The sequence below is a fragment of the Chryseobacterium sp. CBo1 genome, from assembly GCF_001693475.1.
Taxonomy (GTDB): domain Bacteria; phylum Bacteroidota; class Bacteroidia; order Flavobacteriales; family Weeksellaceae; genus Chryseobacterium; species Chryseobacterium formosense.
Genome location: NZ_MAUH01000002.1, coordinates 21,698 through 33,805 on the forward strand (window position 1 = coordinate 21,698; position 12,108 = coordinate 33,805).

The following is a 12,108-nucleotide window of genomic DNA, read 5'->3' on the forward strand; positions in this document are numbered from 1 at the left end:
TTAAATAAGATCTACCTTACCTCTGAAAACTTGTTTTGCCGGACCTTCAAGCCAGATTTGATGGAAAGATTCTCCATTTTTTTCTGCATAAACTTTCAGGTTTCCGCCCAACGTTTTAACTTTTACAGAGGTTAGATTGCTTTTTTGCAGAAAAGTTAAAGCAGAAGCTGTAACTCCTGTTCCACAGCTGAAAGTTTCGTCCTCAACGCCTCGTTCATAGGTTCTTACGAAAATTTCATCATCAGAAATATTTTCAACAAAGTTCACGTTGATGCCCTTTTCCTTATAATTTTCAGAGTTTCGGATACTGTTTCCTTCGGCAAAAACTCTGTAATTGGCGATGTCTTCTACATATTTTACATAATGTGGAGAGCCTGTATTCAGAACTGAATCGTTTCCGTCATTTGAAATTGTATCAACATCAATCATTTTTAGCTTTACAATTCCGTTGTGAATTTCAGCTTCATGTTCACCGTCAATAGCAATAAATGTGCATTTGTTCTCAAAAATATCCAGAAAGAATGCGAAGGCAACCAAGCATCTTCCACCGTTCCCACACATCGTACTTTCACCGCCATCTGAATTGTAATAAACCATTTTGAAATCATAATTGTCGTCATTTTCCAACAGGATCAACCCGTCTGCTCCGATTCCGAAACGACGGTCGCACAATTTCTCAATGATTTTTTTATCTTTCGGGAACTGAAGATCTCGGTTATCTACCATTACAAAGTCGTTTCCTGTTCCCTGATATTTATAAAATTCCATACTTTCTGTTTTTCTTAAATCAACCTGCAAAATTACTGTATTTTATACAAAAAACGAACAGGTCGCCCTGCTCGTTTTATTATTTAGAATATTTATTTATTATCTGAAACCACCGGAACGATTTTGGTCATTCTGACGTGGTTGGCTGTTATTTTGAGGTGCCTCAGTCCTTGTTCTGGTTGTATTATTATTTCTGAAACCGCTATTGCTATTACTTCTTGGAGCTTGCTGTGTGTTATTTTGTTGATTATTTCTGAAACCAGTATTGCTGCTGTTGTTTCTCGGTGGCTTCTGATTATTGTTCTGTCTGTTATTATTTCTAAAACCGCTGTTATTGTTGTTACTGTTTGTTGGAGTAGAAGATGTATTGTTTCTGAAACCGCTGTTTCCCGTAGCTCCACTACGTCTTTCTACATAAACTTTTGTTCGGTTGTTACCATAATAATAAGGTATGCCGTTATCATAGTAATATCTCATATCGTCTCTGTAATAATATCCGTCATTACCCCAGTATCCTCCATTTCCGTAGTATGCTTGTGGAGCATAATAATATCCGTTATCATAATAAGGATCTCCATAAGCCGAATAGTTGCCGCCGTACGCAGCACAAGATGCTAAGCTTAAACCTATGAAAATTCCAAATCCTATTTTTATTAAATTTTTCATGACTTTGTTGTATTTTTTTCTTTAAAACTTTTTTTCCAACTGACATATCCCATGATAGCCATTATTGTAAATACCAAATATTGAACCGAAGTGATGCCGAGACCCTTATAAATAAACATCGGAATACAAATGAGGTCGCCGATTATCCAGAAAATCCAGTTCTCAATGCGTCTTTTCGCCATCAGCCACATTCCGACTAAAAATGTAGAGGTCGTTAAAACATCCAGCCAATTTGCCCAATCCAGATGATCTAAACCAAGATTCGCACCGTCCATCGAAAACTGATTGTCGATATAAGGTTTGTAATAATACACAATGGTAACCAAAATAATACTTAAAATAAATAATAAAAATGAATAAAACCATTCCTTACGGGTTGCGTAGGTAACATCAACGTGGATGTGATCTTCAGAATTTTTATTCCATAAAATCCATCCGTAAATACTCATGATCGTATAATAAACATTAATCATACAATCTCCCAATAATCCGAAATTGAAGAGAATATAAACATAGATCAGAGTAGAAATAATTCCGGTAGGATATAGCCAGATATTTTTTTTGATGGTAAGAAAAACACTCAGCATACCAAAAGCCGCCGCTAAGGCTTCTAAAAAAATTTGGACATTTGTGTAAACTTCATATGGTTTTATGAAGAGATCATATAGATTCATGAGTTCAAAAATAACTAAAAATTGCTTTACTTAAAAATGCATTAAAATAAGTGTAAATCAGTTTTTTATAATTTAAAATTAAAATAAATAGATTAAAATGTGTCAATAAATGTTAAGGTCTCTAAAATTTTTATATTTTCGTAAATCTTTAATTAAATAAAAAAATATGTCTAAAATTTGGACCAAAAAGCCGATGAGTGCTTTTGAGGACGATGTAAAAAGTAGTCAGCTTAAAAGAGTACTCGGTAAATGGAGTCTTACAGCCATCGGAATTGGAGCGATTATCGGAGGAGGAATTTTTGTATTAACAGGAACAGGAGCGTATTATCATGCGGGACCTGCTTTGGCGTTATCATTTGTAATTGCCGGAATTGCCTGTGTTTTTGCAGCATTATGCTACTCTGAGTTTGCATCAATATTACCTGTGGAAGGTTCTGCTTATGCTTATGCATACGGAACTGTAGGAGAAATCTTTGCATGGATTATCGGATGGGGATTAATTCTCGAATATGCAATGGGATCTATGACGGTTGCGGTTTCTTGGTCTGGATATTTTAATAAATTGCTGAAAATGTTTGGTCTTCATTTGCCAAATTGGTTAACAACTGATCCGGGAACAGCAAGTGGTGCATTTACAGAAGCAACTAAAGCAATTGAAAAAGGAGGTTTAAGTGCCGAAAAACTAGGACAGTTACAAGAAATTATTGCTAATTATAATGCAGCTCCTGATTTATTCGGATTTAAAATAATGCTTAATTTACCTGCATTTTTAATTGTTCTTTTTGTCATTTCAATTCTGATTAAAGGAACAAAAGAGGCGGCAAAAGCAAACAACATGATTGTAATTATGAAAGTTTCTGCTGTTTTATTCGTTATTATCGCAGGAGTTTTCTTCATTAATACTGATAACTGGAATCCTTTCATTCCTGAAGTTACAAAAGTAATGGAAGGCGACAAGATAAAAGAAGCGTATGGTATTCAGGGAATTATTTCAGGAGCAGCGGCCATATTCTTTGCGTATGTAGGTTTTGATGCAGTTTCTACTCAGGCTGGAGAAGCAATCAATCCTAAAAAAGATGTTCCGTTTGCAATTATTGTTTCACTTTTGGTTTGTACGGGTTTATATATCTTGGTGTCTTTAGTTTTAACAGGAATGATGCATTATTCAGATTTTAATCCTCAAGGTAAATTTCCTGATGCAATTAAAGCTCCTGTTGCTTACGCTTTTGAAATTGCAGGACAGGGTTGGGCTGGTTACATTATTACCATTGCTGCAACGGTAGGTTTGGTTTCCGTTTTAATGGTCATGATTATGGGGCAATCGAGAATTTTCCTGGGAATGTCTAAAGATGGTTTAATTCCCAAAATGTTCTCAGATTTACATCCGACTAAGAAAACACCGGCGAAAAGTTTAATGATTTTAGGAATTGTAATTGCAACGATTGCTGCATTTACACCTATTTCAAAATTAGCTGATATGACAAGTTTTGGAACTCTATTCGCATTTACAATGGTTTGTATTGCAGTTTGGATTCTTAGAAAAAAACAACCTGAATTACCGAGAAATTTCAAAGTTCCTGCACTCCCTGTTATTGCAACATTAGGAATCGGAATTAATCTATATCTGATTTGGAATTTAAGTCATGAAGCAAAATATCTTTCTTTAGGATGGCTTGCATTAGGAGTAATAATTTACTTTACTTACAGCTTGAGAAACTCTAAACTTCATAAAACAGGTTTTGGCGAAACGTTCAAAGCAGAACAGGAACCTTTAGAAAAACCTGATTTAGATTTATAAAATATAATCGTATAAGATCCACAGAATTCTGTGGATTTTATATTTTTGTTGACATGAAAAAAATGTTCACACTTTTATTTTCGGTTTTAAATCTGATTGTATTTTCTCAGCAAATCGAAAGTTTTGAAACCATTTTAAATGATAAGATAAGCATTCGTGCCATCGAATTGTTTGATGGTAAAGTATGGTATAGCGGAACAGATTCTAAATTTGGATATGTAGATTTAAAAAATCCTCAAAATCAAAAGCAGATAAAATTGTCTGAAAAAAAATTACAGTTTAGAACGTTGGCGCAGAATAAAGATGCTTTTTATGCTATTAACATTGAAAGTCCGGCTCATTTTTTTAGAATAGATAAAAAAGATCTTTCGGTCGTAAATATTTATACAGATACTTTGAAAACGGCATTTTACGATGCATTCATTTTTGTAAATGACGAACATGCGGTTACATTTAGTGATCCGGCAAAAGATTTGAATTTAAAATTATCTTTTATAATGCCAAAATTGAATTCTGTTTTGGATTTCAATACACTCACCAAAAGAGAAGGCTTTAATAGCATAAAATTGAATGAAGGTGAGGCGGCTTTTGCAGCAAGTAACACTAATATTGTCCATTACGGAACTAATATTTGGATTGCAACAGGAGGCAAGAATTCAAGAATTATTAAAATAGATTATACTACTTTAAAATCATATATATATAAAACACCTTTTATTCAAGGAGAATCTTCTCAAGGAATGTATTCAATCGATTTTTCAGACGATAAATTCGGTATTGCAGTCGGTGGAGATTACACAAAACAGGAAGCAAACATCAACAATATTGCGACAACAAATGATGGCGGAGAAACTTGGCAGATTCAGGCTTCCGGAAAAAATGCAGGATATATGACCTGTGTAAAAATAAAACCGGGATCGAAGGGAAAGGAAATTATTGCAATTGGCGATAAACACATCAGTTATTCCTCAGATTTTGGAAAAACATGGAAGAAAATTGCAGATGAAAAAGGCTTTTATGTTTGTAAATGGGTTGATAAAAATACAGTGGTTCTTGCAGGAAAAGATAAAATTTCTGTGATGAAATTAAAATTTTAGATTTCAGCAATAGAGTATTACGTTAAAAAGACAATCGAATTCAACTTTCCTAAAACTATCTTTGATTAAAATTTCTTCATGAAAAATTTAAAAATAGTATTTCTTCTATTAATTCCGACTGTATTTTATACCCAAAAAATAAGAGTTTTCATTTTGGCAGGACAGTCGAATATGAACGGTTTTGGTTATAATAAAGATCTTCCGAATGACGCTAAAACTTTTAAAGACGTTTATATCTTTCATGGAAATTCTGTTCCCGATGGAGATAAAAATGGCGGAGTTGGAAGATGGGATATTTTAAAACCCGGAAACGGAACAGGGTTTAAAACGGACGGAAAAACAAATACACTTTCAGACCGATTTGGTTTGGAAATGACTTTTGCCAAAAGAATGAAAGAATTATTTCCAAATGATAAAATAGCTTTGATAAAATATGCAAGAGAAGGAACGTCAATAGATAGCTTAGCTGCGTCAAATTTTGGTTGCTGGGATGCAGATTTTAATGGTAAAAACGGAATCAATCAATACGATAATTTCTTGAAAACAGTTAAAAATGCTTTAAGCGAAAAAGATATTGACGGAAACGGAAAAACAGACGAGTTGGTCATGTCGGGAATTCTTTGGATGCAGGGTGAAGGTGATGCAAGTTATGATGAAGAAATTGCAAATAATTATTACAGTCATTTAAAAATATTGATGAATCAGATGCGAGCTTCGGTTTTAATGGATGATTTACCTGTTGTCATCGGAAAAATTTCAGATTCAGGAAAAAATGAGAAAGGGAAAGTCTGGCCGATGGGAGAGTTGGTACAGTATGCTCAGGAAAAATTTGTTCGAAATGATAAGAATGCTGCAATCGTTCGTTCCACAAAAAAATATAACTACGGAAATGATCCTTGGCATTATGACAGTGCAGGTTATATCGATTTAGGAAAGCAGTTTGCAGATGAAGTATTTAGACTCATTATAAATTTCGAAAAGAAAGACTAATATATTTCATAATCTTTAATTCAGAACTTATGGTTAATTTTGCACTATGAACTCGTTAATCGATAAATATAATATTCCCGGCCCGCGTTATACTTCGTATCCTACCGTTCCTTATTGGGACGAATCTACTTTTTCTCCGGAAAAATGGAAATCAAGTGTCATCAGGTCTTTCAATGAAAGCAACGCGCAGGAAGGAATTTCAATCTATATACATCTTCCGTTTTGTGAAGCATTGTGTACATTTTGTGCATGTCATAAACGTATTACGAAACAACACAGCGTAGAAATCCCGTATCTGGAAAGTGTTCTGAAAGAATGGATGCTTTATCTTAAATTATTTAATGAAAAGCCTAAATTAAAGGAACTGCACTTAGGCGGAGGAACTCCAACTTTTTTTTCTCCAGAAAATCTAAAAACTTTACTTCAGGGAATTTTTGATACGGTTGAAATAGCCGAACATCCTGAGTTTTCTTTTGAAGGACATCCGAATAATACAACAAGAGAGCATTTACAGACTTTGTTTGACCTTGGTTTCAGAAGAGCCAGTTTTGGTGTGCAGGATTATGATTTGAAAGTGCAGAAAGCCATCAATAGAATTCAGCCTTTCGAAAACGTAAAAAATGTCACAGAATGGGCCAGAGAAATTGGTTATACAAGTATTTCCCATGATTTGGTTTATGGTTTACCGCATTCCAATTGGGAAAGTATGGCTCTTACCATTCATAAAACTTTGGAGCTGAAACCGGATCGCTTGGCTTATTATTCTTATGCTCATGTTCCTTGGATAAAAGGAGTAGGACAAAGAGGTTTTGATGAAAGTGATCTGCCAAGCGGTGAAGAAAAGCGAAGATTGTATGAAGACGGTAAAAAATTATTAGAAGAATTAGGATATAAAGAAGTCGGTATGGATCATTTTTCTCTTGAGGATGATGAGTTATACAAATCTATGATTTCAGGAAATATTCATCGTAATTTCATGGGATATTCTTCAAGCAAAACTCAGCTTATGATAGGTTTAGGGATGAGTTCTATCTCAGATTCTTGGTATGCTTTTGCCCAGAATGTAAAAACGGTTGAAGAATATCAGAAAATTGTTGAAGGAGGTGAAATTCCTGTTGTGAAAGGTCATATTCTGAATGAAGAAGATCTTCTGATCAGAAGACATATTTTAAATCTGATGTGTCAATTGGAAACCACTTTTGAAGATAAAAATGCCATTCCTGAACTTGAAAATGCTTTCGATATGCTTTCGGAAATGGAGCGCGACGAATTGGTGGAAATTCATGATAATCAAATCAAAATTACAGAAAAGGGAAGAGCGTTTACAAGAAATGTTTCCATGGTTTTTGATTTAAGAATGATGAGAAATAAACCGGAAACGAGAATTTTCTCAATGACGATATAAAACAAAAAGCGATTCAAAACCTGAATCGCTTTTTTTATAATATTTTTTTAGCATTAAGATTTATGAAGATTTAAGAATTATTAGGATTGAATTAAGCACTACTCAAAAATATCTTTGATATTTATCTTAATGGTTTAAAGTTTATTTTATAATAATTTTCTCTGTATAAGATCTCAAATCTCCCGATTTAATATTAATGTAATAAGCTCCTGCAGGAATTCCTGTAATATTAATGCTGTTTTCACTATCAAATTTTGTTTCCTCCAAAACTCTTTTGCCATCCGTACTGATGATTTCTGCGGTGCTTTGGCTGTCTTTCAATCCGTCTACAAATATTCTTTCATGAGCAGGATTAGGATAGATTCTGATTCCGTTAAACATATTATTATCCTGAACGCCTAAAGTCGAAGTCGTAATTTTATAGATTTTGCCATTGTTTACGGCAGCAACATAAAGGTTTTTCTGACTGTCTTCGCCGAATGTAGAAAAATTGTTTCCGGAATAGGCATTGCTCCACGTAATAGCATTATTAGTTTCCATCATACCGATTTGAGTGGAGCAATAATCTGCGAAAAAATATTTACCCTGCAAACCTGGATATTGCGTTCCTCTGTAAACATAACCTCCCGTAATCGAACACTTTCCACCTGAATGATCATATACCGCAACCGGAAAAGTCATGGTAGTAGAAGCAGCACAACCTGTCGTATTGTAATTGTTGTTCCCTTCATAACATCTCCATCCGTAATTGGTTCCGGCTTGAGTAATCGGCATTCTGTTGATTTCTTCAATAACTCCTTGTCCTACATCGGCAATCATTACATTTCCAGTGGTAAGATCAAAAGAAAATTTCCATGCATTGCGTAATCCGTATGACCAAATTTCATCAGCGCCGTCAACTCCCGATCCCGCAAAAGGATTTCCTGCCGGAATATTGTAAGGTCCTGTAGAATTAATATCAAGTCTCAGTAATTTTCCGAGCAGAGAATTTTTATTTTGTGCATTATTATTCGGGTCACCGCCACTTCCACCATCTCCTGTAACAATCCATAAATTTCCGTCCGGTGCGAAATGAATGCTTCCGCCGTTATGATTGTCAAATGGTTTAGGAATATTCAAAATTATTTTTTCAGAATTAGGATCCGCAACATTGGCATTTGAGCTACTTACTGTATATCTTGCTACAATTATGTTTCCGTTCGAACTGTTATTATAATACACAAAAAAATATCCGTTTGTTGCATATTGTGGGTGAAAAGCCAGGCCTAAAAGACCTCTTTCGCCTCCGAACAATACTTTGCTGCTGATGTTTAAAAAATCTGCAGCATTTACTGTCCCGTTAGGTTGAATAATTTTGATGATTCCGTTCTGTTGTACCACGAAAAGCCTGTTGTCATTGGCATTTGTAATTTCTACCGGATTCGAAAGTCCGGTTGCAAATTCTTCCAGATTAAAACTTTGAGAATAAGAAATAAGGGAAGAAAAAAGACTGAGAGAAAATAGTAGTTTTTTCATAATATTTTGATGATTAAGGTGTTGTAATTTATTTAATGAAAATTTCATACCAACAGCTTTTAAATAAATCTAATAGATTTGAAATAAAACTTTCTGTGAAATTTTAACAAAAAAATAATTGCCGATATCTCTGAAAATAAACCATTTCTGCTCTTAAAAATTCATAAAATATCAATAAAATCATTATATTTGCCGACTTAATTTAACGTAGTTATAACAAAATGCAAGGAAAAGGACTTATTACAATTGTTGCTATTGTACTAGGGTTAATTTGCTTAAATGAGCTATTACCAACATGGTACGCCGGCAAAATTGAAAAGCAGGCAACTGCTATTGCAGGAGACAATCCGGAAAAGTATCAGAAAGAAATCGAAAGACTTTCTAAGGATACACTGAACTTAGGTTTCACAGAACTTTATTATTCTAAAGCGAAAGACAAGGAAATGAAACTTGGTCTTGACCTTAAAGGAGGGATCAACGTTCTTTTGGAGATCAACCAGAGAGATTTGGTGAATGATTTAACCAATTATTCTACCAATCCTATTCTTATTGAAGCTTTAAACAGAACAGATGAAGTTCAGAAAAATTCTACAAAATCTTACATCGATAATTTTTTTGTAGAGTTTGATGCTGTAAACAAAGCAAAAGGTGCAAATCTTAAACTTGCAGATCCTGAGATTTTCGGAAACACAAACCTTTCTGAAATTAAATTCAATACTACTGATGAGCAGGTAAAAAGCATCGTAAAGAAAAGAATTGATCTTTCTGTAGGAACAGCTTTCGAGGTAATCAGAACCAGAATTGATAAACTTGGAGCCATCCAGCCAAACGTACAGAGAGTTCCGGGAACGGCTAGAATCTCTGTAGAAATGCCGGGTATGAAAGATATCGATAAGGTGAAGAAAATGCTTCAGACTTCTGCTAAACTTCAGTTTTGGGAAGTACAGCAGATTCCGGAAGTATTGCCTTATTTCCAGACTTTAACATCTACTGTTTCTGCTAAAGGAGATTCTATGGGCGTGAAGAAAAACGTAAACTTCATGAATCTTCTTCAGCTTGATAAATTGAGAACGAACGGTGTTGCTTCTGTAAAACTATCTGATACTGCTGCTGTAAATAAAATTATCAACAGCAAAATTGGTCAGTCTTTACGTCCGGCAAACATAAAATATACCCAGTTCATGTGGGGTTATAAACCTGAATCTACAGATCCGAACAGCTTAGTATTGTATGCTGTAAGAGGTAATATCAACCAAAAAGCTCCGGTAGACGGTGCTGTAGAAACTGCGAACATCAGCTATGATGAATTGAGCAGAGTCGTGGTAGACATGCAGATGGATTCTAAAGGTGCAAAAGACTGGAAAACTCTAACTGAGAAAAACGTCGGTAAACCGGTTGCTGTAACTTTGGATAACAGAGTGTATACTGCACCAAATGTTGTCGGTGCAATTCCTAACGGTAGAACGCAAATCTCGGGGAACTTCTCTCAGGAAGAAGCTAAAGAATTGGTAGACGTTTTAGGAGCTGGTAAGTTACCTGCAGGTGCAAAAGTGGTTCAGGCTACACAAGTTGGTCCATCTTTAGGACAGGAATCAATTGATGCAGGGGTAATTTCATTTGCAATCGCATTCTTAATTATTATTGCGTATATCATTTTCTATTACGGTGGAGCGGGAGTTTACGCTGTAATTGCAATGATAATCAACTTATTTTATATTTTCGGAATTATGGATTCCGGAGACTTTACCCTTACACTTCCTGGTATCGCTGGTATCGTACTTTCGATGGCGATGGCAGTAGATACAAACGTAATTATTTACGAAAGAACAAAAGAAGAATTGTTTGCAGGGAAAGGTATTTTAGAAGCTTACAAAGATGGTTTCAAACATGCGTTAAATGCAATTATTGATGGTCACTTAACGATGATCTTAACGGCAGTCGTATTGTTCTTCTTCGGAACAGGACCTATCAAAGGTTTCGCATTAACGTTGTTAATTGGTGCTGTAATGACTTTATTTACGTCTATCTTACTTTCAAGAGTAATGATCTTCCACAGACTGAATAAAGGTAAAGGTCTTTCTGTATGGACTTCTCCAACGAAAAATCTTTTCAGAAATACTTGGATCGATTTTATCGGAAAGAGAAAATATTCTTATATCATTTCTGCAGTTTTAACGGTTATTTCTATTGGATCTATCGCTATAAACGGATTTAAATATGGTATCGACTTTACAGGTGGTAGAAACTATGTAGTAAGATTCGATAAAGATGTGAATGCAGAAGATATCGAGCATAATTTGGTGAAAATGTTCACTACTGAAGACGGTAAAAACTCTTCTGTTGAAGCTAAAACTTTTGGTAATGATAAGCAGTTGAAAATTTCTACAGATTATCTTATCGATGACGAATCTTTGAAAGCTGACCAGACCATTGAGCAGAAATTATATGAAGGTTTAAAACCAAACTTACCTTCAAACATTACTTTAGAAGATTTCAAATCTGCAGATAAAGATCACGCAGGAATTATCTCTTCGGAAAAAGTAGGACCTACAGTGGCGGATGATATTCAGACACACGGTATTCTTGCAGTTGTTGCAGCTTTGGCGGGAATCTTCATCTACATCTTGTTCAGATTTAGAAAATGGCAGTTCTCTTTAGGAGCGGTTGCGGCATTGTTCCACGATGCGATCATTATTTTGGGAGCATATTCTTTGCTTCATAAAGTAATGCCTTTCAATATGGAGATCAATCAGGATTTCATTGCAGCGATTCTTACCGTATTGGGTTACTCGATCAATGATACCGTAATTATCTTCGATAGAATCAGAGAATATCTAAGAGAGAAAAAAGCATTGACTTTGTCAGGTTTATTTGATGATGCAATCTCAAGTACATTGGGTAGAACATTCAACACAACGTTTACAACATTACTTGTAATTCTTGCGATTTTCATCTTTGGTGGAGACAACTTAAGAGGATTTATGTTTGCGTTGTTGATCGGTATCGGGTTCGGTGCTTATTCATCAATCTTTATTGCATCGGCAATCGCTTACGATTTCTTAAGAACCGGTAAAGAAGAAGAAGTACATGGTAAATCTTCTTCAAACAAAGAAGTTCTTGCAACAAAATAATTTAAACTACATTAAATAAGAAAAGAGTCTTTCGGTTTGAAAGGCTCTTTTTTTTATTCAAATG

Annotated in this window: 9 protein-coding genes; 5 read left to right on the forward strand and 4 right to left on the reverse strand. The window is 34.8% G+C overall.

Annotated features, from left to right (window positions below):
* The 3 genes from dapF to pnuC form a co-directional block, all read right to left on the reverse strand.
* Window positions 1-768 (reverse strand): diaminopimelate epimerase, encoded by a 768-nt coding sequence (gene dapF / locus BA768_RS02665; RefSeq protein WP_034676968.1) that lies wholly within the window; start codon window positions 766-768, stop codon window positions 1-3.
* A gap of 99 nt (window positions 769-867) precedes the next feature.
* On the reverse strand, window positions 868-1,434 hold the full coding sequence (locus BA768_RS02670) for a hypothetical protein (protein ID WP_051882553.1): 567 nt from the start codon (window positions 1,432-1,434) through the stop codon (window positions 868-870).
* Complete coding sequence (gene pnuC, locus BA768_RS02675) at window positions 1,431-2,108, reverse strand: nicotinamide riboside transporter PnuC (protein WP_065719595.1); 678 nt, start codon at window positions 2,106-2,108, stop codon at window positions 1,431-1,433. The genes BA768_RS02670 and pnuC overlap by 4 nt, the downstream gene beginning before the upstream one ends.
* A 166-nt stretch (window positions 2,109-2,274) precedes the next feature.
* Here pnuC and BA768_RS02680 point away from each other — a divergent pair, with 166 nt between their 5' ends.
* From BA768_RS02680 to hemN, 4 genes are all read left to right on the forward strand, one after another.
* The gene (locus tag BA768_RS02680; RefSeq protein WP_051882554.1) at window positions 2,275-3,906 is read left to right on the forward strand and encodes an APC family permease; all 1,632 of its coding nucleotides are present in this window, start codon (window positions 2,275-2,277) and stop codon (window positions 3,904-3,906) included.
* A 62-nt stretch (window positions 3,907-3,968) separates the two neighbouring features.
* A complete protein-coding gene (locus BA768_RS02685; RefSeq protein WP_228388268.1) occupies window positions 3,969-5,003 on the forward strand; it encodes a WD40/YVTN/BNR-like repeat-containing protein in 1,035 nt (344 codons plus the stop codon).
* A gap of 78 nt (window positions 5,004-5,081) precedes the next feature.
* Window positions 5,082-5,993: a sialate O-acetylesterase gene (locus BA768_RS02690; protein ID WP_065719597.1), complete on the forward strand. Its 912-nt coding sequence runs from the start codon at window positions 5,082-5,084 to the stop codon at window positions 5,991-5,993.
* Window positions 5,994-6,039: 46 nt separating this feature from the next.
* Window positions 6,040-7,398 carry an oxygen-independent coproporphyrinogen III oxidase gene (gene hemN / locus BA768_RS02695; RefSeq protein WP_034673484.1) on the forward strand — a complete coding sequence of 453 codons (1,359 nt, stop codon included), beginning with the start codon at window positions 6,040-6,042 and terminating at the stop codon, window positions 7,396-7,398.
* Window positions 7,399-7,539: 141 nt separating this feature from the next.
* On the opposite strand, the gene BA768_RS02700 is transcribed toward hemN, so the two are convergent.
* Entirely contained in the window at window positions 7,540-8,913 is a 1,374-nt protein-coding gene (locus BA768_RS02700; RefSeq protein ID WP_065719686.1) for a PQQ-dependent sugar dehydrogenase, read from the reverse strand.
* A gap of 221 nt (window positions 8,914-9,134) precedes the next feature.
* Between BA768_RS02700 and BA768_RS02705 the strand changes: the two genes are divergently transcribed.
* Entirely contained in the window at window positions 9,135-12,044 is a 2,910-nt protein-coding gene (locus tag BA768_RS02705) for a protein translocase subunit SecDF (RefSeq protein ID WP_034673487.1), read from the forward strand.
* The last annotated feature ends 64 nt before the right edge of the window (window positions 12,045-12,108 follow it).